This is a genomic window from Akkermansia sp. N21116 (assembly GCF_029854705.2).
Classification (GTDB): domain Bacteria; phylum Verrucomicrobiota; class Verrucomicrobiia; order Verrucomicrobiales; family Akkermansiaceae; genus Akkermansia.
In genome coordinates, this window is the sequence record NZ_CP139035.1 from 3389838 (window position 1) to 3413415 (window position 23578).

Sequence of the window (23578 nt, forward strand, 5' to 3'; positions counted from 1 at the left end):
AGAGTTCGTATTACATTATTTCCCGTTCCATGACCGACCAGCCCTCCAGCGTAACTCCGATGATGGAGCAGTACCTTCGCATGAAGAAGGGCCTGCCAGAAGACGTGTTCCTCTTCTACCGCATGGGAGACTTTTATGAAATGTTCTTCGAAGATGCCAAGGAAGGGGCCGGCATCCTGGGGTTGACACTCACCAAACGGCAAAGCATCCCCATGTGCGGCGTTCCTCACCATGCTGCGGAAGCCTATATCGGCAAGCTCGTCAAAGCCGGCAAACGCATTGCCATTGCCGAACAAATGAGCACACCCGTTCCCGGAAAACTCGTCGAACGCGAGATCACCCGGATCATCTCCGCCGGAACGCTGGCCGATCTCAATCTGCTGGACAGTTCGGTTCACAATTATATTGTCGCCCTCTTCAAGCACAAAAAAACGTTCGGACTTGCCTGCGCCGACCATACGACGGGGGAATTCTCGCTGGCCGAATTCGAAGACATCAATCTCCTTCTGGATGAAATCGCCCGTATCAATCCATCCGAACTCCTCATCAGCGACGAACAAAAGGACATGTTTCCCGGCGTGGCCGTCACTCTTTACTACGACGCTTATACGTTTCTGCCCACGACGGCCATCCCCGCCCTGCTGGACCACTTCGGCGTCCATTCTCTCGACGGCTACGGCTGCTCCGGCATGGATCGCGCCCTTGGTGCCGCAGGCGCCATCCTCCACTATCTTTCCTACCAGCTCCGCCGACCGACGGGGCACCTGCGCCGATTGTCCGTCCGCGCCGGTTCCGGTACCGTCCTGATCGACCAAGCCAGCCAGAGAAACCTCGACCTCGTCGATTCGCGCAACGGGGTCAAGTTGTCCCTGCTCGGTACGCTGGACAGAACATCCACGCCGATGGGAGCCCGCAAACTGAGGGACTGGGTGCTGCATCCCCTCAGCGATCTGGACGAATTACACTCCCGCCAGGACATGATCGCCAACCTGCTCGCGGAACCTTTCCTGATGAGCAAACTACGGGAGAGTCTCAAGAATATCCGCGACATGGAACGTCTCACCGGCCGGCTTGCCCAGGGAACGGGCAACGCCCGCGACCTCAAGGCCCTGGGGTGCTCCCTCGCCCGCATTCCCGACGTCAGGGACGATCTTACCGCTCTGAACGGCGAGGGCATCCTGCTCCGGAAAATTCTGGAACGCCTGGGAAGTTTCGACGACCTCGTCGCCCTGCTCGACCGCGCCATTGAGGACGAACCTCCCGTCACGATCAAGGAAGGCGGCATCCTCAAGGACGGCTACCTGCCCAATCTGGACGAACTGCGCCTCGCATCGCGCGATGGCAAACTCTGGCTTGCGGAACTTCAGGAAAAGGAACGCATCCGCACGGGAATCGACTCGCTCAAAATCCGCTTCAACAATGTGTTCGGCTACTACATCGAGGTGACCAAGTCCCACTACGACAAGGTCCCCGACGATTACACCCGCAAGCAGACACTCGCCAATGCCGAACGATTCGTCACTCCGGAACTCAAGCAGATGGAGAATACCATCCTCGGCGCCGACGAACGCTCCCGCCAACTCGAATACGAGGAATTCGTCCGTCTCCGCGAAAGCCTCTCCGCCTACATCGACCCGATCCAGTCGACTGCCGATGCTCTGGCCGAGCTGGATGTCCTCCTGGCTCTTGCGGAATGCGCCCAAAGCAACCGCTACTGCCGCCCCGTGCTGGAACAAAGCCGCCGCCTGCACATCGTCAACGGTCGCCATCCCGTCATCGAGCAGACGCTGACAAACCAGTCTTTCGTACCGAACGATACGGACATGACTCCGGAGGATTCCCGCCTCATCCTCATCACCGGCCCCAACATGGCCGGAAAAAGCACGTACATCCGCCAGGTAGCCCTGATTGCCCTCATGGCTCAGATAGGTTCCTACGTACCCGCCGATGAAGCAATTATCGGCCTGGTGGACAGAATCTTCTGCCGCGTGGGAGCTAGCGACGACCTGGCTCGCGGACAATCCACCTTCATGGTGGAAATGAGCGAAACGTCCCTCATTCTCAACAATGCCACGGAAAACTCCCTGGTCATCCTCGATGAAATCGGTCGCGGAACCGCCACATTCGACGGCCTCTCGATCGCCTGGGCTGTCGCCGAGCATCTGCACGACAAACTGCAATCCCGCACGCTCTTTGCCACTCACTATCACGAACTAACCGATCTGGAGCAATCGCGCCCGGGAGTCGCCAACTGCAATGTCGCCGTCAGGGAATGGCACGACGAGATCGTCTTCCTTCGCAAAATCATCCCGGGAGCCGCCGACAAATCATACGGCATCCAGGTCGCGCGCCTTGCCGGCATGCCTTCCTCCATCGTGGACAGGGCCAAGGCAATCCTCTCCCACCTGGAAATGAACTCCACCCGTCCGGCCAAAAAGCAGAAATCTCCCCGTCTTCAAGAGGAACCGCGCGCTAAAAATACGGATATGGACGACACGCTGCCCCGTGCCGAACAGGCCCAATTGGAATTATTCTAGCAGCCCCCACTTTCAGCCCCATTCATGCGTCTACCCCTCTCCCGCATCATTCAGGAATGCCGTTTCGCCGCCATCGATTTCGAATCGGCGGGAGCCGCCCCGGGAGAAACCGATCAGCCTGTCCAGATCGGCATTGCCCGCATCGGAAGCTGGCAGGAAGAGCCCTTGTTGTGGGAGTCCTACATCGCAACGGATAAACCCGTCCTCTGGAGCGCCTCTAAAATACACGGCATCACCACAGAAATGCTCGCCGGGGCTCCATCCTTCCTGAGCCTCTGGGGCACCATCCAAAACCATCTCGCAGACACCGTCGTCATCGGCCACAATCCGGCTACGGAAAGACGTTTTCTGCGGCATTTCCCCGGTCACGGGTTCGGCCCGTGGATCGACACGCTCGCGCTCGCGCGCATGTGCCTGCCCTGTCTGCCGGACTACTCCCTCCGTAGCGTAGCGGACGCACTGGGTATCTCGGATAACCTGGTTGCCCTCCTGCCCGGAAAAACCTGGCACAATGCCCTGTTCGACGCAGCGGCCAGCCTGTTCATCTTCCAAGTCGTCGTCCGCGAATTGCACCTCGAAGAGTCCCCTTTGGACACTCTCGGGGCGGCTATTAAACAATAAATATCCGCCAGTTCCTTTTGCCTTTTGGAAATGAAAGAAAGAAAAAACTCCTCATTCCCGTATGAATAGGAAATGAGATATTCCATGAACCCCACGGATTTCAAAATTCTGGCTCTTTGCTCCGGCCTGGCCCTTGCCTCTCTGCCGCTATTGCCAGCGCATGCGGAAGGAGCAGGCGGAAGACCTGAGACTCCTCCTGCAAGTTCTCAACCCGGAGCCATCAACAACGACAATTTCACCCCGGAATTCATGAAAGCCTTTTACGAAGGCGCCTTGAAAATCGCCGACCGGAAAATTGCTCAAGTCGAGGAAGCCGACAAACAGTCTCCTCCCAAAGTGCCGCTGAAACCCCGTCTCGCCACCGGAGGCGGCTTCTCCGGTCTGTTCCTGTGGGACACGGTTTTCTGTACGCTCTGGGCCAAGCACGCACCGGATCATTTCCCCATCACGACATCGCTTGACAATTTTTACATGCTCCAGGAGCCTGACGGTTTTATCTGCCGGGAATTCCAACGCGATGGAAAGCCTTACTGGAGTCGGGAGCATCCCATCTCGTTCAATCCTCCTATTTTATGCTGGGCCGAGTGGGAACTGTTCGAATCAGGTGTTACGGACAAGGCCCGCCTCCACACAGTTTATCCTCACCTGAAAAAGCATCATGATTTCTGTTGGAAGGCTTACCGCCGGGACGACGGATTGTTTTACGGAGATGCCCTCGGCGGAGGCATGGACGACTTGCCCCGCCTTCCCAAAAAACCCGGATTTTCGATGGCCGGGGGAATCCATATTGAAGAAAAACATATTACCGCAGACAGCAAGGGCATGTGGAATGTCGTCAAAAACAATCCTCTCTACTGCTGGAACAAGCAGATGGGGTGGATCGACATTTCATCTCAAATGGCTTTCAATGCCCTGAATCTCTCCAGGATTGCGGATATCCTCGGCAACAAGGACGACGCGGCCCGATACCGTGCCCAGCATGCCGAAATGGCCAAACTCATCAATGAAAAATGCTGGGACGAGAAGCTCGGATTCTATTGCGACTACTACCAGGGAGAAACCATTCCCCGTCTCCATGCCGGAGCATTCTGGGCACTCATTGCGGAAATCGTCCCCAAGGAACGGGTTCCGAAAATCGTTGCCACCCTGAAAGATCCCGCGACATTCAACCGCCCCGTCCCTCTGCCGACCCTGGCCGCCAATGAACCGGAATACAACCCGGAACACGGGTATTGGCACGGTTCCGTCTGGCCTCCGACAACCTATGTCGCCATCCGGGGGCTCATGAAGCTGGGCGAACGCGATCTGGCGCTGGACATTGCCCGCCGGTACTACAATGCCAATGCGCAACTGTGGCGCAAAACAGGTACTGTCTTCGAGAATATCTCCCCGGAGCAATGCGATCATCCCAAAGATAGAGCCGGCAATGATTTTTGCGGTTGGGGAGGGCTTGCTCCCATCGCCTTGTACAAGGAATTATTGCTGCCGGAAGCAAATAAAAAATAATTCCGTCCTGGGTTCTCTTCCCATCCGAAGTTAACAACAAAAGACTGAATCAGGCAGCCCACCAGGGCTGCCTATTTTTTCTTTCTCATAAAGGGGGGAAGATCGAGGTCTTCTCCGTCGACGATAAAGGCATCGACATTGGAAAACAGCCCCTTGCCGTCTTCGTCCTCCTCTTCTTCCGGAAGAAGGGGATCGATTGCCTCATCGGAAGATGTGGAGTCGCCGGAATCGCCGGCAAAAATTTCCGCGGGCGACTTTTCGACAAAAATCTCCTTGAGCTTGTCAAAGGGATCTTCCTCCTCTTCGACAGGCAGAGGCTCTGCCACCGGAGGAGTAACCGCTGGAGCCTCGACTTTCTTCTCGAAACGGGAACGGCGGGACTGGGGCGCACTGCGAGGAGAAGGAGCCATCGTCCGGTTTGACGGTTCAAAGGAAAAGGCAGGCACCTCGACATGCAGAACAGACGAAACATCGGAAGGAGGCTCGGGATCCTCTTGTCGAAGCTCCAATTCCGCACCAGGATCAATATCGGAATGAATGATTATAACCGGTTCCTGGACAGGAGATTCGGGAACAACCGGTTCATCGGCGGGGAGTTCGGCAACGACGGAGTGGGACAATGCATCTTCCGGCACTGCCGGCAGGGAAACGGGAGCAGGAACCGGAGAGACAACCTCCGTTGCTTCTGCGGAAAACGCGGATTCGGTCAATGGCTTGCGGACATGCTCGCGCATCGCCGTCGAGGCAAAGAGTACCAGCCGCAATTCATCGCCCGCTTCCGGGCACACGGATACGCCGAAGTGGACCTGCATTCTTCCGGGTAAAAGCCGTGCCATTTCGTCCATAGCCTTTCGGATGTCATCCAGCCCCAGCAATTCACCGCCCGTCACATGCACAAGGACTTCACTGACGCCACGCAAGGATTCCGCCGCGGCTAGGAAAGGTGACTCCATGACTTGGCGGGCAGCCTCGACGGCCTTATTGCCGCCGCGAGCCGTTCCGAACCCGAACAGGCAACTGCGATTTCTACCGGCCATCACCGTGCGCAAATCATCCAGTCCCAAACGGACCAGCCCCGGATTGCCATGAAGCATCGGCACAGCTTCGGCGGCACGCATCAACAGGCGGTTGGATGCATCGAACGCCCGGAGGACACTGCCGTCCGCCGAGACCAGATCCGCCATTTTTTCGTTGTCGAACGGCACCAGGATATCGGAATACAGGGCTAATTCCGCCAAAGCGGCACGAGCCTGTTCGGAACGGCGCGGGCCTTCAAAATCAAAAGGCATGGTAACGACCGACACCAAAAATACGCCCAGTTCTTTGGCAAGGCGGGCAATGACAGGAGCAGCACCGGATCCGGTACCTCCTCCAAGCCCTGCGATCATCACCGCCAGGGAACAGCCTTCCAGCGCACGCACCAGCGAAGCTTCGCTTTCACGGGCAGCCTGGGCGCCTACCTGGGGATCGCCCCCGGAACCGAGCCCGTGCGTCACACTGCTGCCGAGGTGAATCTTATGAGGCGCGCCCGATGATTCCAGCAAACGGATATCCAAATTGACGGAATAGAGGGAACACCCCGGCAATTCCTTCTTTTCCATCAGGTGAAGGACATTGCTTCCCGCACCACCCAGCCCGATGATCGCAACGCGAGGGGGAGTAGTCGGTTCGTCGCTAGGAGAATAAGTCAGCATGAAATCGATAGAACTAAAGAATGGAACATTTGAAGGAGTTTGCCGTTCAACGTTTTTTCTTCATAATCAAATTTTTAAGGGATCCCAGAAAACCGGTTTTGCGAGGCAGTTCCGCATCAAGAATCTGCGCATACCGAATCAGGCCGATAGCCGTCGCATAACGTGGATCGTCCAGATAGGTAGCCGAACCCTGATCTTCGGACATGCTCGGCTGGTTAATCGGCACTCCGAACATACGGGAAGCCAATTCGCCGACGCCTCTCATCAGGCTGGCGCCTCCGCACAGGTACACCTCGCTGCAACGGTGTTTCTTGAATACATCGTCGGGCAAGCATTTCTTGAGAACCTTGAAGGTTTCCACAAGGCGGTTCTGAATCAACTCATTGAGAACCGTCCGTGAAACGGAGAAATCTTTCATGCCGGGGTCGCCGACCAAACGAGCCATATCGCTCGAACGTCCGGGACTGCCGTAGGCATCTCCTTCCGTCTTTTTAAGCAACTCCGACTTGACCCAGGGAATACCCGTATACTGGCGGATATCATTGGTAATGTGATCTCCGCCGAGCGGCACGCAACCGGAGGCGGTAAGCTGGCCTTCGATGTACAAGGCATAATCGGTCGTACCTCCCCCCATGTCGATGAGGAGGGCTCCCGCCTGCTTGCTCTGGCGACTCAGCACGTATTGAGCCGTAGCCAGAGGCGCGAAAACGACATCCTCGACTTCCAGAGGGACTTCCCGCACGCAACGCAGGGAATTGGTGATACGAGTCTTCATGCCGTGAATAATATGGCAGTCGATGTCAAGAGTCCGTCCGGACAAGCCTTCCGGATTGCTGAGATTCTCCTGCCCGTCCACGGAGAAAAGTCCCGGCACGCGGTGCAGGACAAACTGATCCGGGCCAAGGGGACAGTCCTTGGCAATGTCCGTCACCTCATCCATATGCTCGCGGCTAATGATACTTTCATCCTCCGGAAGACGGAACGTGCCGCGGTTCGTTTTTCCCACGATGTGGGAGCCGGTCACAGAGAGGTAAACCGTCATAATGTCCACATCAGCATGATCCTGGGCAAGCACCCAGGCATCGTAAATGCTTTGGATGGCTTTTGCCGGATCGGCTATTTCGCCCTTGATCACACCGGAGCTCTTGACCTCCCCCACGCCAATGATCGTCACGGTGGCGTCGGGCTTCACTTCCCCGACGACCATGCAAGTCTTGCTAGTCCCTATTTCCAATCCTACGTGTATCTTCGTATGTCCCATGGAGCCAGTCGTTAAGTTTCCTTGCGCATTTGTGCCACAATTCATTTCCCATATCAACTACAAGACTTGTGAAATCACGATTAATCATGTCCGCATCATCCTGCACCCCCTGAACCGACCGGGCAGGCTGGCTGCTTGACGACTGCAGCAGGCCTTGCTAGGGTTGGTCCATGTTCGAAAATTTTCAATTCTTGATGCCCGCGGATATTCATTTTGGTCCCGGTTCCCTGAACAAACTTGCCGAGATCGAACTCCCCGGTACGAAAGCCATGATTGTTATCGGCGGTTCCTCCGTCAAGAGGCTCGGTTATCTCGACCGGGTGCGCGCCCTCCTCAAGGAAAACGGCGCCGACTCCATCGTATACGATAAAATCCAGCCCAACCCCATCGTGGAACACGTGATGGAAGCCGCCGCCATCGCCTGTGAGGAAAAATGCGATTTCGTCATCGGCCTCGGAGGAGGCAGCAGCATGGACTCCGCCAAATCCATCGCCGTCATGGCAACCAATCCCGGCCATTACTGGGATTACATCAGCGGAGGAAGCGGCAAGGCGCTCCCGGTTCCGAACAAACCTCTGCCCATTATTTGTATCACCACGACAGCTGGGACCGGCACGGAGTCCGACCCCTGGACGGTGATCACCAAGGAAGATACTCATGAGAAAATAGGCTTCGGCTACAAAGGTACGTTCCCGACAATATCCATTGTCGATCCGGAACTTATGACAACCGTTCCTCCGCATCTGACGGCCTACCAGGGGTTCGATGCCCTGTTCCACTCCGTTGAAGGCTACATCGTCAAAATCGCCTCTCCCATCAGCGACATGTTCGCCCTCAAAGCTATCGAATACCTTGCCAAGTATCTCCCCACGGCCGTCCGCGACGGAGGCAACATTGAAGCCCGCAGCTATGTCGCCCTGGCCAACACCTACTCCGGCATTGTAGAAACCGCGTCCTGCTGCTCGTCCGAACACTCCATCGAACATGCCCTGAGCGCCTATGATCCCTCCCTGCCCCATGGCGCCGGACTCATCATGATCTCCAAGGCTTATCATGAAACCTACGGCCCCTCCAGTCCGGAACGCTATGCCCAAATGGCTGTAGCCATGGGAGAAGAACCCTCCGTCGATGGTTTCATCCGCGCGCTAGTCGCCCTCCAAAAGGCCTGCGGAGTGGATTCCCTGAAAATGTCGGACTACAAACTGGTACCGGAAAAATTCCGTACTTATGCCAAGACGGCATTTGATACCATGGGCAGCCTGTTCGCCATCGACGTGCCCCGCTTCACCATTGATGACGTAGTGGAAATCCTCAAAAAATCCTACAAGTAATCCATTCACCAACCCGACGGGAACGGTTGCAAGCCGTTCCCGCTTTTTTTGTTTCCATGTCAGCCCGCATTCTTCTCTCCGGCACCATCGGCATTGATACGATTATTACGCCTACCGACCGGGCGGACTCCGTCCTGGGTGGTTCCGCTTGTTTCGCCGGAGTTGCGGCACGGCTCTTTGCCGACTCGGTGGACATCCTCAGTATCATCGGCAACGACTTTCCCGGAGACTGGATGGAATCCCTCGAACGGCAACACGTCAATCTCGACCATGTCGTCCGCTACCAGGGCCCGTCTTTCGCCTGGACAGGAGAATACTACGACAATATGAACAAACGGCGTACCGTGTCAGCCAAAGATGAAGTTATGGTCAACTGGGAAGTAGATGTCCCGGAAGTCCTGCGCGATCACCCGGTCATCGTCGCAAGTTGCATGGTACCCGCCCGCCAGCTCCAGTTCCTGAACCAGTGCCGTAATCCCCGACTCGTCCTGACGGACTCCATGGACAAGTGGATTACGCGTCAGCCGGAAATGCTCGACGCCGTCATGAAGCGCTCCCACATCGCGCTGATGAACGAAGATGAAGCCAAGGGGTACGCCCATACCGACAGTCTTCTTGAAGCCGGAGAACACATCCTTTCCCTGGGCCCCGCCTACGCCATCATCAAGCAGGGGGAATACGGGGCAAGCCTCTTTGCCCGGAATGCACGCGACGGCCTGCGCATGTTCCGTTGTCCGGCCTGGCCTTTGAGATCCGTCGTCGATCCCACCGGAGCCGGCGACACGTTTCTCGGCGCCCTTTCCGGCTACCTTGCCTGCCTGCCGGGCCTTGCCCCTACGTTCGACGACATCAAGCGAGGCATTGTCCACGCCACGGTAGCAGCCTCCTTCACCTGTGAATCCTTCTCTGCCGCCGCCTTGTTCACAATGGACAGAAAACGTTTCGATGAGCGTCTCACAGAATACCGTGCCATGACCCGGTGGGACTGGTAGGTCGATTCACCCTATTTCCCACCTTCCTACACTTTTGTCTCTTCTTGAACAAGAGACAGAGGAAAAGACACCCCTCCCGACTCAATCATGTCAAGATTCCGACTCACCATGATCGGGCGACATTTCATGACATTTTCATAGTAAAAAAAATGAAAGGAATCTATTGCTTTTCGCGATTTATACTTAGTTTAGAATCACATTTTTTGTATCATTTCATGAATTCACCATTTCAAAAAAGAATCGCCACCGATACTTTAATCGTTTTTCCTCTACAACATAATTTCATAACACTAAAATATTTACTATTGTTTCCCCTAGTTATTGGTAATCTACCTTCAGGATATGCAAAACCTTCTGTCGATTATGTTAATCCCTTCATAGGAGCAAGTACAAGTGTGACCCAAGCCAGATCCAGCCACGGTCTGGGCAAAACGTTTCCCGGAGCCACCACTCCTTTTGGATTGACTCAAATCAGTCCAAATACGGTTACAGGAGGAGATAATGGATCCGGATATAGTTACGAAAACAACACGATTGAAGGATTCGCATTCACCCAGATGAGTGGAGTGGGATGGTATGGAGACCTCGGCAATTTTCTGGTTATGCCGACAACAGGGAGATTGCATACGGTAGCCGGAACACCTCAATCACCCAATGAGGGATATCGTTCCCGATTTTCAAAAAAAGATGAAGTAGCACAAGCCGGTTATTATGCAGCAAGCCTGACGGATTACGGAATTCGAGCAGAAGCAACGGCAGCTCCACATAGCGGCATCCTCAGGTTTACATTCCCGAAAAATTCCTCTTCCCGCATTCAGATTGACTTGGCCAGACGGGTAGGAGGAACATCCACAGAGCAATACATTCAAGTCATTAACGATCACACAATCAAAGGATGGATGAAATGTACGCCTGAAGGAGGTGGCTGGGGCAATGGAGCCGGTCACCCTAATTACACCGTTTATTTCTATGCCCAATTCAGTAAACCATTCCAATCATTCGGCGTTTGGCAGGCGGAAATTTCCGAAGATATGGAACGAAGACGTCACAATGTTGAAACGAAAGCCTATCAGAAACTCGTTTCTCAAGCCGAAATCGAAAAAGGATGTAGGGAAAAACAAGGTAAACATCTAGGATTCTATTCTGAATTTCAAACAGCAGAGGGAGAACAAATTCTCATCAAAGCAGGAATCTCATTTACATCCATGCAAGCAGCAGAAGAAAACCTGCAGTCAGAAATCAAAAATTTTGATTTTGATCATATCCGAAATAATGCCCGCAACTTATGGAATGATGTTCTGGATAAAATCATCGTCCAAGGAGGTACGGAAGATGATAAGACCGTTTTTTATACGGCCCTCTACCATACCATGATAGATCCTCGCAATTTTTCCGATGTAAATGGTTCCTACCTTGGAGGAGATAGCAGAGTGCGCAAAAATAATCGGTTTGTTAAAAGAACTATTTTTAGCGGTTGGGATGTCTTTAGAAGTCAATACCCCCTACAGACAATCATAAACCCTGAAATTGTCAATGACTCCATTAATTCACTTGTAGAACTGGCCGATGAAAGTGATAAGGGATACTTGGAACGCTGGGAATTTTTAAATGCCTACAGCGGTTGCATGATCGGCAATCCTGCCGTATCTGTTATAGCAGATGCCTATGCCAAAGGAATCAGAAATTTCGATATCATCAAAGGATATAAATTTGCTCGTCAATCCTGTGAAAAATTTGGTAATGGAGAAAAAGGATTCACCCCCGGATCCATTTCAAAAACATTGGAATACGCCTATTCCGACTGGTGTCTCTCCCGGCTCGCCCGGGCTTTGGGAAATGGCAACGATGAAACCATATTTTCAAAACGTTCACAAAGTTATAGAAACATTTTTGATTCGGAAAAGAAGTGGTTTCGTCCACGAAACGCCGACGGTTCATGGAAAGATTGGCCAGTTCAAGGCAGGTTGGCCCAAGGTTATGGTTGCACGGAATCCAATCCTTACCAACAGGGCTGGTTTGTTCCTCATGACATAGAGGGCTTTATCGAACTTTTAGGAGGCAAAGATATGGCTCTGATGGAATTGCGAAATCTATTCAATCATACTCCGGAAGACATGCTCTGGAACAATTATTACAATCATGCCAACGAACCGGTTCACCATATTCCGTTCCTGTTTAACAGACTTGGCAGTCCTTGTGAAACCCAGTTCTGGACCAGGAAAATTTGTAACAAAGCTTATGGGAATTCAGTTGAAGGACTAGTAGGTAACGAAGATGTCGGCCAAATGTCCGCCTGGTATGTATTGGCAGCAATGGGAATTCATCCCATCTGTCCCGGAGATACACGTTATGAAATCACCAGTCCTGTTTTTGAACAAATTACAATCAAACTGGATCCTCGTTACGCCAAAGGCAAGGAATTTGTCATTAAGGCCAATCATAACAACCGAAAAAATATCTATATCCAATCTGCCCGTTTAAACGGTAAACCATGGACATCTTGCGGAATATCCCACGAACAGATTATAGAAGGAGGAGTTCTCGAACTTGATATGGGACAGAATCCCAACAACGATTGGGGTACTTTTCATAAAAACGCATCACGGAATACCGCACCATAACCCGCTGAAACTAGTAAAGAAGCCAATCTATCCTTCGTCGCTCCTCAAGGCTCCCATTGGTAATTCGTAAAGTAACCAGACGATGGGGAAAGCAACAAACTGTACGGCCCGATGGGCTAATTGATGAAACGGTCATAAACCAGACAAGGAACTTGCCTGCTCGTCGCTTCACAAGCAAAGGGAGACGGGGGAGGAGACTTGCAGATGACAACACTGCCATTATAGGAAGTACAGCTTTCCATCACAATTTTCTTCGGGCGTCTCGTTGCCGGGAATTTGGGAAGCTTATTGTAGCCGCAATAGCTCGGTTTACCTCCTTCCCAAAGAGGCATCTCATATTCCCACTGTGCACCTATTCTTTCATCTTCATCAGCTTCTCTCTTCACCAGCTTCGCCCGACGCGGCAGACTAAACACGGTATTCCTTCTTCCTCGATCCACCACTACATATCCGGTGCGCACGGGCAAGTCATCTCTCCGACGAAACACAATTTCTCTGATATCGATAAGCCCCATAAACACAGAATGGACAAAAGGAGATGTTTCACGGGAATAGGGAACCAATGTGCAGGGAATGTAATCCCCGGCTAGAGGGTCATCTTCTCCCTGACTTTCGATTCTATACGCCTTCTTCCCTGCTGGTTGCTCTGGCAGGTAGAACACTGTATCTTTTTCCAGCTTGTTTCACGAATGGTCAACAAGCGTGCAGGAGCTCAAGAAAATCCCCAGTACGGGAATCAGGATGAAACAAAGGCGGGCAGGAAAAGACATCGTTTGTTTCTCATACTACCTTCCCCATACTGCCACAATCAAAATAATCAAGCAGGGCTGATTCGGAAGGAGGCAATCTATTCGTCGTCGCTTCTCAAGTAACCCCATAGCCATTCGTGAAGTGGCCAGACGATGGGAAAAGTCACAACCTGCACCGCCCCGAGGGGATAATTGATGAAACGGTCATAAAGCGGGCAGGAAACCCGCCTGCTCGCTGGTTCACAAGCAAAGGGCGATGGAGGAGGGGATTTGCAGAGGACAAAATTGTTATTATAGAAGGTAAGGCTTTCCGTCACAATTTTCTTCGGGCGACCCTCTGCCGGAAATTCTGGAAGATCGTTGTAGCCACAATAGTTTGGACTGTCTCCTTCACAATGAGTCACCTCGTATCGCCAAAATACAGAGCTGAATCTTTCATCTTCATCAGCTTCTCTCTTCACCAGCTTAGCCCGACGCGGCAGACTAAACACGGTGTGCCTCCTTATCCGGTTATCCACTACATATCCGGTGCGCACGGGCAAGTCATCTCTCCGACGAAACACAATTTCTCTGATATCAGCAGCCCCAACGACACCACCAAACACAGAATGGACAAAAGGAGATGTTTCACGGGAATAGGGAACCAATGTGCAGGGAATGTAATCCCCGGCGAGAAGATCATTTTTCCCCTGACTTTCGATTCTATATGCCTTCTTCCCTGCTGGTTGCTCTGGCAGGTAGAACACTGTATCTTTTTCCAGCTTGTTCCACGAATGGTCAACAAGCGTGCAGGAACTCAGGAAAAGCCCCAGTACGGGGATCAGGATGAAACAAAGGCGGGCAGGAAGAGACATCGTTTGTTCTCTCTACTACCTTCCCCATACTGCCACAATCAAAATAATCAAGCAGGGCTGATTCCAAACATGGAACCAGCCCTGTTGGGTAAAGGGGCAAATTATCGTGCCGCTTCGACGCCGAGTTCAGCAACGACAACATGGTTGCCATCGACGACGGATTTGCCGACGAAGCGCATGTAGCGAGCAGAGACAGGTTTCTCCAAGGTGATTTTCTGGCGAATGGGGTTGGCCTTGATGTTGGAGAATTCACCAGCGGCAACTGGGGAGCCCCAATCCTTGCCATCCTGGCTCAGATAGACTTCGTAGTTGCTGATGATGCCGCGGGTGATGCCATCCTGCCGGGGCGTGTAGTACACGGCAGACACAGGGATGGAAGAACCCATATCGATGTCGATGGCCTGAGGAGGAGCGATTTCTCCGGAACCGGCGTGCGTGTGCCACAAAGTACGTGGATTGCCATCGATGGCAGCCTTCGGATCAGAGGCGGCTTGTTCAGCGGCGATGACCTTCCAGTCTGCCGTGCTGACGGGGAGTTCTTCAGTAGTGACGGAAGACATTTCTTCTCCACGGAATGCACGAGCGGCAATTTTACCGCCAAGCGGTAAATTCAGAGGTTCCTTGTATTCCGGAGACGAAGTCCCCGGTTCCGTGCCGTCGAGGGTATAACGAAGCGTCATGCCGGAGGGAGATTTCAATTCAACCTTGCCCTCGGCGTTCCGAACGACTTCCGGGGCTTTCATCACAACCGGGCGCTTCCAAAGCGAAATTTCGCTCAAGGCCGGTTCGGCATCCGCCGCATCGATGGATACGCGAACAGCTTTGGTTTTGACAAGCTTACCCTGACGCAGGGTGTGGCCGCCAATGCTGCTGCCGTCAACCCATGGCACAAACTGGCCATCCTCCAAAACGGAGACGGAGAACTTACGAATTCTCTGTCCCAGCTGAATCGGTTCCGCCAAGCGAATGACGTCGAACTCGGCCTCTTCCGGCAAATTCAATGTCACCGTACCCGTCTTGTGACCATCGGCAGCCATCCAGAAAGTCGTTCTCTTGCGATCCAATACCCGGGAAGCATCCGTTCCCGGGCGAGTGGAATCCGCCGAAACGACAGCACCGGCTGCAAAGTTGCGGGAATAAAGTTTTTTGAGGAGTGCGGCGAATCCCTTCAGAGCTACCTCATCATTTTCATGGATGCGCCCGCGGCGATCCGGCGGAACATTGAGATTGAGATTGGCTCCGCGGCCAACGCTGCAAAAGTACAGTTCCATCAGGTTTTCCGGAGTCCTGACACGTGCATTTTCAGATTCGTGCCAGAACCAGCCCGGACGAATGGAAACATCCGCCTCGGCAGGAATCCAGAATTTGCCGTTCACGTCTCCGGATGGGAGATTGCCGGAAGTGCAATGCCCGGGAGCGGCAGGGGAAGCATCAGGGCTCTTAGGTTCATACGTCGCCCAGCAGGGATAATTGGCAAAACCCGATTCATTGCCGACCCATCGGCATCCCGGTCCGACATCGGAGAAAATGACGGCTCCCGGCTGAAGCCGGTGCACGAGTTCCCAGGTTTTGGGCCAATCGTAGTAGGTACTACGGTCAATGGAACGCTTTTCCCGTTTGCCACCGTAGTAACCGTCGCCTCCATTGGCACCGTCGTGCCATACTTCAAACAAGGGGCCATAATTGGTCAGCAATTCTCGAAGTTGTTCGCGGTAGACCTTGATGTATTCCGGCGTTCCGTAGGCAGGATGGTTGCGGTCCCAGGGCGAAAGATAAATGCCGAACTTCAACCCGTATTTTTTACAGGCGTTGGCGAAGTCGCGTACGACATCTCCTTTGCCGTGCTTCCACGAAGAGGAAGCTACGCTGTGCTTGGTCGTCTTTGTCGGCCACAGGCAAAAGCCGTCGTGATGCTTGGCCGTGAGGATAATCCCTTTCATGCCCCCATCGGCCATGACCTTGACGATTTGCTCCGGGTCATAATCCGTCGGGTTGAACATGTCCGGTGATTCGTCACCAAATCCCCATTCCCTTCCCGTAAACGTGTTCGTCGTAAAATGAACAAACCCGTGCATTTCCATGTCGTTCCACGCCAACTGAGCTGGCGAAGGCACCGCCCCGTACGGACGGGGGGCTTCAACGTCCATGGAAGCCGGACTACTCCACGCCAGCGCGGCAATACCGGCCAGCATGGAACAAAGGAGAGTCGAATTGTTCGTCATAGCGTATAATATACGCTATAAAAGGGCATTCTCTTTCAAACTCTTTGATCTTACATCGTTCCCTATCGACTGATGGGAAGGTGTGTGACTTGTTCCCGGACATTCCTGACCAGCACGGTACTCATGTACCGTTCTACGGCGGAAGAGGCCACCGTCACAATACGCTTGCCCTCCATGCCGGGACGCCGGGCCAGTTCCAGAGCAGCGTACACATTGCCTCCCGTGGAAATACCGGCAGGAATCCCTTCTTCCTTGTTCAGGCGCCGGGCCATTTCGACAGCGGCCTCTCCCGGAACAGCAATGACTTCATCCAACAGGGATACGTCCAGAATAGAGGGGATAAATCCGGCTCCTATTCCCTGGATCATATGAGCCCCCGGGGAACCTCCCGACAACACGGCGCTTTCGGACGGTTCCATGCCAACGATACGGACACCGGGACATTCTTCCTTCAAGCGGCGTCCAATACCCATAATCGTCCCGCCGGTACCGATTCCAGCAACGAACACATCCACACGACCGCCCGTCTGAGCCACAATTTCGGGGCCGGTCCCCATGTAATGGGCTTCGGCATTAGCCGGGTTGGAAAACTGATCGGGCATGAAGGCATTGTCACCGTATTTCTCCGTCAACTCCCGGGCTTTATCGATAGAACCTTTCATAGCCAGGGAACCGGGAGTCAGGACAATTTCCGCACCGAGCATGCCGAGCAAAGCCCGGCGTTCCACCGACATGGTCTCCGGCATGACCAGCAGACACCGGTACCCCAGGCTACGGGCAACGAAGGCCAGCCCGATTCCCGTATTGCCGGAGGTCGGTTCGATAATCAAGCCCCCCGGTTTCAGGAGTCCCCGGCGTTCGGCCTCGCGGATCATGAAAAGGGCCACCCTGTCTTTAATACTGAAAAGAGGATTGCGGAATTCGCACTTCAGTAGAATTTCAGCAGGACTGCCCTCCGTCACCTTATTCAGACGGATCATGGGCGTCCCCCCGATCGTATCAATGACGTTTGCCGCTATGCCTGAGTTAAAATCCATACCGGATATTTACTCTCTTTTCCATCTCCCGTCCACGGAGAATTTAAAAAGGGATGTCCCCCGGGAGGACATCCCCAATCAAACAGTTGAACCATCAGGGATCAACTGAGATAATCGAACAATTCACCCGGCTTAAAGAAACGGGCAAGTTCCGTCGCTGCCGATTCGGGACTATCGGAAGCGTGACAAATATTCATCATGCTATCGGTGCCGTAATCGCCGCGGATCGTTCCCTTGGGAGCCTTGGTGGAATTGGTAGGTCCAAGCAATTCGCGTACGCGTACGATCACGCCGGGGCCGCTCAAAGCCACAGCGACGACCGGGGAACTGGTCATGAAAGCGAGCAAACGGGGAAAGAGAGGGGTTCCGTCGATCACAAGATCGAGAATATGTGCATAGTGTTCTCTTAAAATCGCTTCATCCAGCTGGATCATTTTCAGCCCGCGAAGGCGGAATCCTTCATGCAGGAGCCGCTTCAAAATCGTACCGGAAAGGTTTTTGCGCACACAGTCGGGCTTGAACAAAATCAGAGACGTTTCTTCGTTTGTGTAAGGAGTCATTGTCAATACTCAATTATTAATGTAGGCATGCGGAGTACACTGCCCGGGAGGGGTACGTCAAGGCAAATCACACGAAAAATTGTGACGAAAACCCGTTACAAGGGGACGGCATAGGTCGCACAACGGTTCAACCAACCCTGGAGCCACCTGCGTTCGCCGCGGTCGGCAGGACTATTGGCAACGCGCCGGGAAAGGACCTTTCCGGCCGCTCGGGAAAACTCTGTAGAAGCCGCATTTCCCGCAACGACGGGCCGCATCTCCTCCAGCACCTGAAGGAGCCCCCATCCCTGGTTGCGGTACCGCTCCGCGGCGTTCACGCCCTCCCCTTTAAAATTGACATAGTCGATCAACGCATACATCCCCTGAGGAGTCGAGGCCACGGCATAATATTTCCGCGAGATATCCTCCGGATTCTTCGCTTCACGGCAAATCCTCTGCAAAGCCGATACCGAGCGTTTAATGATGAAATCCGCCTGGATTTCCGTATGGGAGGCCAGCCATGCACGCATGACATCGGCCAATCCTCCTTTTTTGTCGGAAGCCAAAAAAGCCTGCCTGTCCGCCCAGGGGGCAGTCCCGCGCGCCCAGGAAGGCACGGTAACGCCCTTGGACGCGGCAAAGCGGACAAATTCCGGGAAACTCTCCTCAAACGGCCCGCGGACACCTCGAGGGTACCAGATAAAATGCCCGATTCCCAAGGAAGGAAAGTTCTCCCCTTTGTTCCATGACACAAGGCCCTTCACGGAACCGGCACATTCGTTCTGCCAGATCTTACGGGCAATTTTATCCTTTACTCCTTCCGTAGAAGGCGCAGAGGCAGACAGGGAAACGAAGCCCAAAACAATACAAGCGCACAGCAGAAGGTATTTCATGCAACTACTGTTATCGAATCCCCTCCCCTGTCAATTCCGATCCCTCCGCATGCCGGTCATCACATCATGTAAAATAATTACCAAATAAAAACTATTATCTTGCATTATTAATTTCATTTCGATAACAAACAATCATCTCATGAGTCGCGCCTACCGTCTTTTCATCTACATTTTCCTAGCGGCACTATCGGGCTTTGCTCCCTTGCTCACGGATATGTATCTGCCGGCCCTCCCGATGATGGCAGACAGTTTCTCGACGACTCCCGTCATGGTTCAACTGAGCCTGACGACCAGCATGATCGGCCTGGCCATCGGACAGATCCTCATCGGCCCTCTCAGCGACAAATACGGGAGGCGGAATCCTCTCCGCATCTCTCTCCTTCTCTTTCTGGCATCGACAGGAGGATGCATACTGGCGTGGGACATCCATTCCTTCCTGGTATTCCGCGTGCTCCAGGGAATGGCCGGAGCAGGCGGCATCGTCCTCTCCCGTTCGATCACGACCGATTTGTTTACCGGGAAGGATCTGACACGCGCCTTCGGCATTATCATGGCCATGAACAGCCTGGCTCCAATGATCTCCCCCATCTGCGGCAGCCTGCTGCTGGAAGTGACGAACTGGAGAGGGATCTTCGTTTTCCTGTTCGCCCTGGGCATAACGATCACGATCCTATCCCTGCGGTTCAAGGAATCCCTGCCCGATGGTAAACGTCTCCAGGCATCGCCCGTTGCCTCTCTTGCTCAATTCCGTTATCTGTTCCGAAACCGCTCCTTCATGTTATACAGCTTATTGCAGGGAGCCACATTCGGGATTCTGTTTGCCTATATCTCCTCATCTCCCTATGTCCTGCAAAACCACTATGGCTTAAATCCCATGATGTTCGGAGGAGCCTTCGCTGTCAATTCCCTGGCCATGGTAGCCAGCAGCCTCGTTCTTTCTTCCTTTTCCAATGTGCGGATCGCTTTGCGGACAGGCTGTATCCTGGGTATCTTGACGACAATTTCCACAGCGGGAATTCTGCTGGCGGACGGCCCGTTATGGCTGTTTGAGGCCAGTCTGTTCCTTGCCTTGTTCTTCCTGGGATTGATCATGCCGTCTTCGACCATTCTCGCCATGAACAGCGAGAAAAAACGTGCCGGAACGGCCTCAGCCTTCCTGGGAGCCGTCCTGTTCGGCGCCGGCGGACTCGTCTCACCGCTCGTTGGCATCGGAAATATTTGCCATTCGACGGCTATCGTTTTCCTGGCAAGCAGCCTGGTTGTCGCCGTTCTCATGGGGTTCCTCCATTTCAGGACGTATCACTCCGCCGGCGACCCGGCTTGAATGCATAGGAAGGGGAAACAACGAGGCCGTTCCGATGGGTGTCGGAACGGCCTCGTTGAAAATCAGATCTGTTGAAACAGCCTCCTATCGGTTCTGATGAGCCGACACCTGGAAGAACGCATCGGCAGGCACCAGTGCCTTTTTGATCTGCGGACCTTTCCAAGAGAAATCCAGTACGGGAGCGCTTTCTCCGGCGCCATGGACGTAACCGATGGTGATCGGATGCAACCCGGCCTTCAAATGAACGGGAGTCATACCGGTCTTGGCCGGTTTGCATTCATCCGTGCCTATTGCGGCGGATGAATCCACTTCTTCTCCCGGAGTATAGGCAAAGTCCGCATCGACAAGAGCCATCCCGTCCTTGCCATGCAGGCGAACGAAGGCCTTGGAACCGGAGTTTGCATCCGTCTTGACGAAGAATTTGTAATCTCCGTCCTTCGGGATGCGGATCAACCCGGACCATTCCCCGGAGAATCCCTTTTTGTCCGATGCCAGGGAAGCGGGAAAAACCAATCCGTTGACGGATTCCGTCTTGGTCCCCTTGGGAGCGCGCGGCACCCAAGGAGCCGGTTTACTGTCGATCAATGCAAAAGCGAGACCCGGTTTGGCATCGGGAGCTTCTACCCCCGGGACGAGTTCATTGTCATAGGGACGGTGGACAAGATTGCCCCGGACCGTATTATTATAATCGTATACGCGGCGAACCCGGAGGACCTTGTCCTTCATCTCCTGCTGCAACTTCGAAGCATTGGGCAGGGACGTTGCAAGATTGTTCGTTTCCTGGGGATCTTTTTCCGTGTCGAAGATTTGGAAATCGTCCGACTGATTTTTGATTCCGGTACGGACACCGATGTACTTGCCGATGTAAACAGCCTGCTGCTGACCGCGAATCGCATTCTTATGTTCATCGGCAAAATCGGCATAGGCAGGAGTCTTTCCCCCGTAATTGTATTCGAAATAAACAATACCGGGTTCCTGGCGCTCTCCATGCCCCGTCAGTGTCGGGATCAGGGAGGTGCCGTCTGTACGGGCGGGAACCGGCACGCCGGCGACTTCGGCAAATGTAGCCATCCAGTCGTGGAACTGTCCCGGATTTTGGGAAACCTGTCCGGCCGGAATGGCGGCGGGCCAACGAACCAGAGCCGGAACACGCATGCCGCCTTCCCACATGTCGCGCTTGATTCCATCAAACGGGCCATAGGAACGGAAGAAGGAGGGATTCTGGACGAACTTGTAGAAACTGCCTTCATTATGGGGGCCATTGTCGGAAGCGAACACCACCAAAGTATTTTTATCGATTTTAAGATCCTTAAGCAGGTGGAGGATATCGCCCACGCCTTCGTCAATACGGCCGATCATCGTTGCATGGCGCTTGGCGAATTCGGGCCAGTCCTGCCTTTTATATCGGGGATAGATGAAGGAATCAATCTCTCCGGAAGCGGTGTTGATAATCCGTCCGGGTTCGCCAATCCACTGAACCCCACCCTTGAGACCTCCCCCGGAAGGATAAGCCTTGGTCGGAACTTTCAGCGCAGCATGGGGAGCAATGTAGGTCAATGCCAGGAAAAACGGCTTGCCAGGATCTTCCTTTTCATGATCCACAATCCATTTTTTTGCACGAGCTGTCAGAAGATCCGTCGAATAGGCCTTGTCGCAATCTTTCGTGATAATCTTGTCGTTGTCCCAAATAGCCGTGATGCCTCGGGGACCGGCGGCCGGATCATTTGCCGGATAATGACGATGCCCGGCAATATGGTCGAGATAACCGAAAAAGTAGTCAAATCCCCGCTTCGTGGGAAACGCTGTCGATTCATCGGGACCTCCGCCGCTTTCACGGCCTCCGCCCAGTCCCCATTTGCCGATCAGGGCCGTCGAATAACCGGCCTGCTTCAGCACGGAAGCCAGCGTATGGGAATTCTCCAGAGGCATGTCGAACGTATTGTCTCGGACGACGCGGGCATTCCCCTGATGAACGCCGGAAAACAAAGAAGCACGGGAAGGAGCGCATACAGGAGCGCCGGAATAGTGCCGGCGGAGCTGGATACCCTCCTTGCCCATCTTGTCCAGATTGGGCGTAGTAAGAACGGGTTTCCGCTCTTTATGACGGTCATTCTGGTAAAAACATCCGAGATCTCCCCACCCCATGTCATCGACAAGAATAAAAACAATATTGGGCTTGGGTGCCTTCGCCGATGCAGGAAGGCTCCATCCTGCCAGGCAAACCGGAACAATAAGCAAATAATGGAAGAAGCGCATACAGGGAAGTATTCTAATCAATATGTTTCATATATCCACAAAAAAGAGTTCATTTCCTCACAGAAAGCAACAAGACAGGTACACCCCGGCACCCGAAAGGATTGTTCAGTGCACCACCCCGGCAAACCAGACCGCCAATTCATGGAACGTATTCCACATGTCCAGGGAATTGATTTTCAGCCCGAGCCAAAACGCCTTGAATCCAACAAGTCCGCACAACATCAACATCCCTGTCAGCAGCACCAGATTGGCCAAATAAACAATCATCAGGGAAAAAAACGTTCCATTTTCTTTTAAATCGGGCTGATCCTTGGGAATGATCCAACTCGTCCAGTACAAGTGATAGGCCCACCAGAAACCGATACCGCCGTATAGCAGGGCCTGCCATCCGTCGAGAGGCCATATCCAATTGATCACGGCATAAATACCGGCCCAGACTAACGCCCACAAAGGAATGAAATAGGGGGACAGGGCAATAAAAAGATTGTTTTTATTCGTCTGGACATGCCCGCCATCCAGTGCCGCACGAAACCCGGACACCTTGCCGAAACTCAGGATCACAGCTACGGCATGCGTCAGTTCATGCCCCAGGACATACCAGTACAAAAACGGCGACATGCAAATGCGGATCGCCGCCAGCACGATCCACACCAAGCACCCCATGATGGAAAACCACACGGCTTCCGACAACCAGACGTCCACATTGGTCCTGGATTTCACCACCTCGCCGAAAAGTGTCATCGACAATAGAATGGCCAGCGGTAAAAACACGAAGACCCCCATCATCCGGCGCATCCACTTCCTCCACCCCGTCGGAAAAGCCAAATCCTCCACCATCCCGGCATCCCAGGAATCATCCCAGTACTCGGTCGAAGCCATTCGGGCCTTGTAGGAAACCGCTTTAGCCCTCCGATTGCACTGTGAAAGCATTTCCAAAACAGGAGGATAAAGCGGAGGCCTCGAATCATCCGCATACTTCCTCCATTGTCTTTGGGGGAAGGGATTACTTTTCTTGGCTTGCTTCTGCATGGAGGGAACTACCTGAGTTCGTAGAGAAAAAGAAGAAAAGAGTCAATTCCATTTACGACAGGGGGGTGATTCATTTCCCCCGTTCACAACAATATTTTAATTCCCGTTACAG

General features: G+C 53.4%; 17 protein-coding genes. 7 read left to right on the top strand and 10 right to left on the bottom strand.

What is annotated here, in order from left to right; translation table 11 throughout:
* Positions 1-29: 29 nt before the first annotated feature.
* The 3 genes from mutS (at position 30) to QET93_RS12810 (ending at position 4664) form a co-directional block, all read left to right on the top strand.
* Positions 30-2537 (top strand): DNA mismatch repair protein MutS, encoded by a 2508-nt coding sequence (gene mutS / locus QET93_RS12800; protein WP_280132491.1) that lies wholly within the window; start codon positions 30-32, stop codon positions 2535-2537.
* Between the two features lie 24 nt (positions 2538-2561).
* On the top strand, positions 2562-3158 hold the full coding sequence (locus QET93_RS12805; RefSeq protein ID WP_280132492.1) for a 3'-5' exonuclease: 597 nt from the start codon (positions 2562-2564) through the stop codon (positions 3156-3158).
* A gap of 84 nt (positions 3159-3242) precedes the next feature.
* Positions 3243-4664: a trehalase family glycosidase gene (locus QET93_RS12810; protein ID WP_280132493.1), complete on the top strand. Its 1422-nt coding sequence runs from the start codon at positions 3243-3245 to the stop codon at positions 4662-4664.
* A gap of 71 nt (positions 4665-4735) precedes the next feature.
* Here the strand turns inward: QET93_RS12810 and QET93_RS12815 are convergent, their stop codons facing one another.
* The gene (locus tag QET93_RS12815; protein ID WP_280132494.1) at positions 4736-6358 is read right to left on the bottom strand and encodes a hypothetical protein; all 1623 of its coding nucleotides are present in this window, start codon (positions 6356-6358) and stop codon (positions 4736-4738) included.
* Positions 6359-6404: 46 nt separating this feature from the next.
* Positions 6405-7664: a cell division protein FtsA gene (ftsA, locus tag QET93_RS12820; RefSeq protein WP_322190014.1), complete on the bottom strand. Its 1260-nt coding sequence runs from the start codon at positions 7662-7664 to the stop codon at positions 6405-6407.
* A gap of 125 nt (positions 7665-7789) precedes the next feature.
* Between ftsA and QET93_RS12825 the strand changes: the two genes are divergently transcribed.
* The 3 genes from QET93_RS12825 to QET93_RS12835 all read left to right on the top strand — a co-directional run bounded on the left by QET93_RS12825 (position 7790) and on the right by QET93_RS12835 (position 12563).
* Positions 7790-8950 (top strand): iron-containing alcohol dehydrogenase, encoded by a 1161-nt coding sequence (locus QET93_RS12825; RefSeq protein ID WP_280127474.1) that lies wholly within the window; start codon positions 7790-7792, stop codon positions 8948-8950.
* 56 nt (positions 8951-9006) lie between these two features.
* On the top strand, positions 9007-9942 hold the full coding sequence (locus QET93_RS12830) for a PfkB family carbohydrate kinase (RefSeq protein WP_280132495.1): 936 nt from the start codon (positions 9007-9009) through the stop codon (positions 9940-9942).
* Between the two features lie 215 nt (positions 9943-10157).
* Complete coding sequence (locus QET93_RS12835) at positions 10158-12563, top strand: GH92 family glycosyl hydrolase (RefSeq protein ID WP_280132496.1); 2406 nt, start codon at positions 10158-10160, stop codon at positions 12561-12563.
* A gap of 116 nt (positions 12564-12679) precedes the next feature.
* Here QET93_RS12835 and QET93_RS12840 read toward each other — a convergent pair whose 3' ends face one another.
* The 6 genes from QET93_RS12840 to QET93_RS12865 form a co-directional block, all read right to left on the bottom strand.
* Positions 12680-13078, bottom strand: coding sequence for a hypothetical protein (locus QET93_RS12840; protein ID WP_322190016.1), 399 nt, complete (start codon positions 13076-13078; stop codon positions 12680-12682).
* A gap of 332 nt (positions 13079-13410) precedes the next feature.
* On the bottom strand, positions 13411-14166 hold the full coding sequence (locus QET93_RS12845; RefSeq protein ID WP_280132498.1) for a hypothetical protein: 756 nt from the start codon (positions 14164-14166) through the stop codon (positions 13411-13413).
* 101 nt (positions 14167-14267) lie between these two features.
* Positions 14268-16388: an alpha-L-fucosidase gene (locus QET93_RS12850; RefSeq protein ID WP_280132499.1), complete on the bottom strand. Its 2121-nt coding sequence runs from the start codon at positions 16386-16388 to the stop codon at positions 14268-14270.
* 62 nt (positions 16389-16450) lie between these two features.
* Positions 16451-17425 carry a cysteine synthase A gene (cysK, locus tag QET93_RS12855; protein ID WP_280132500.1) on the bottom strand — a complete coding sequence of 325 codons (975 nt, stop codon included), beginning with the start codon at positions 17423-17425 and terminating at the stop codon, positions 16451-16453.
* Positions 17426-17526: 101 nt separating this feature from the next.
* Positions 17527-17985, bottom strand: coding sequence for a nucleoside-diphosphate kinase (locus tag QET93_RS12860; RefSeq protein WP_280127478.1), 459 nt, complete (start codon positions 17983-17985; stop codon positions 17527-17529).
* Positions 17986-18080: 95 nt separating this feature from the next.
* On the bottom strand, positions 18081-18857 hold the full coding sequence (locus QET93_RS12865) for a hypothetical protein (RefSeq protein WP_280127479.1): 777 nt from the start codon (positions 18855-18857) through the stop codon (positions 18081-18083).
* A 139-nt stretch (positions 18858-18996) separates the two neighbouring features.
* On the opposite strand from QET93_RS12865, the gene QET93_RS12870 reads away from it, so the two are divergent.
* The gene (locus QET93_RS12870) at positions 18997-20181 is read left to right on the top strand and encodes a multidrug effflux MFS transporter (protein WP_280132501.1); all 1185 of its coding nucleotides are present in this window, start codon (positions 18997-18999) and stop codon (positions 20179-20181) included.
* A gap of 84 nt (positions 20182-20265) precedes the next feature.
* Here the strand turns inward: QET93_RS12870 and QET93_RS12875 are convergent, their stop codons facing one another.
* Positions 20266-22437 (bottom strand): sulfatase-like hydrolase/transferase, encoded by a 2172-nt coding sequence (locus tag QET93_RS12875; protein ID WP_280132502.1) that lies wholly within the window; start codon positions 22435-22437, stop codon positions 20266-20268.
* 105 nt (positions 22438-22542) lie between these two features.
* A complete protein-coding gene (locus QET93_RS12880) occupies positions 22543-23316 on the bottom strand; it encodes a hypothetical protein (RefSeq protein ID WP_322190017.1) in 774 nt (257 codons plus the stop codon).
* Positions 23317-23578 lie beyond the last annotated feature (262 nt).

Excerpts from the sequence above, each read along its gene's own strand:
- QET93_RS12810 (WP_280132493.1), top strand. The coding sequence starts at position 3,243 with ATGAACCCCACGGATTTCAAAATTCTGGCTCTTTGCTCCGGCCTGGCC.
- QET93_RS12815 (WP_280132494.1), bottom strand. The coding sequence starts at position 6,358 with ATGCTGACTTATTCTCCTAGCGACGAACCGACTACTCCCCCTCGCGTT.
- QET93_RS12825 (WP_280127474.1), top strand. The coding sequence starts at position 7,790 with ATGTTCGAAAATTTTCAATTCTTGATGCCCGCGGATATTCATTTTGGT.
- QET93_RS12875 (WP_280132502.1), bottom strand. The coding sequence starts at position 22,437 with ATGCGCTTCTTCCATTATTTGCTTATTGTTCCGGTTTGCCTGGCAGGA.
- cysK (WP_280132500.1), bottom strand. The coding sequence starts at position 17,425 with ATGGATTTTAACTCAGGCATAGCGGCAAACGTCATTGATACGATCGGG.
- QET93_RS12840 (WP_322190016.1), bottom strand. The coding sequence starts at position 13,078 with ATGGGGCTTATCGATATCAGAGAAATTGTGTTTCGTCGGAGAGATGAC.
- QET93_RS12865 (WP_280127479.1), bottom strand. The coding sequence starts at position 18,857 with ATGAAATACCTTCTGCTGTGCGCTTGTATTGTTTTGGGCTTCGTTTCC.
- QET93_RS12835 (WP_280132496.1), top strand. The coding sequence starts at position 10,158 with ATGAATTCACCATTTCAAAAAAGAATCGCCACCGATACTTTAATCGTT.
- QET93_RS12805 (WP_280132492.1), top strand. The coding sequence starts at position 2,562 with ATGCGTCTACCCCTCTCCCGCATCATTCAGGAATGCCGTTTCGCCGCC.
- QET93_RS12830 (WP_280132495.1), top strand. The coding sequence starts at position 9,007 with ATGTCAGCCCGCATTCTTCTCTCCGGCACCATCGGCATTGATACGATT.
- QET93_RS12870 (WP_280132501.1), top strand. The coding sequence starts at position 18,997 with ATGAGTCGCGCCTACCGTCTTTTCATCTACATTTTCCTAGCGGCACTA.
- ftsA (WP_322190014.1), bottom strand. The coding sequence starts at position 7,664 with ATGAATTGTGGCACAAATGCGCAAGGAAACTTAACGACTGGCTCCATG.
- QET93_RS12845 (WP_280132498.1), bottom strand. The coding sequence starts at position 14,166 with ATGTCTCTTCCTGCCCGCCTTTGTTTCATCCTGATCCCCGTACTGGGG.
- mutS (WP_280132491.1), top strand. The coding sequence starts at position 30 with ATGACCGACCAGCCCTCCAGCGTAACTCCGATGATGGAGCAGTACCTT.
- QET93_RS12860 (WP_280127478.1), bottom strand. The coding sequence starts at position 17,985 with ATGACTCCTTACACAAACGAAGAAACGTCTCTGATTTTGTTCAAGCCC.
- QET93_RS12850 (WP_280132499.1), bottom strand. The coding sequence starts at position 16,388 with ATGACGAACAATTCGACTCTCCTTTGTTCCATGCTGGCCGGTATTGCC.
- QET93_RS12880 (WP_322190017.1), bottom strand. The coding sequence starts at position 23,316 with ATGGCTTCGACCGAGTACTGGGATGATTCCTGGGATGCCGGGATGGTG.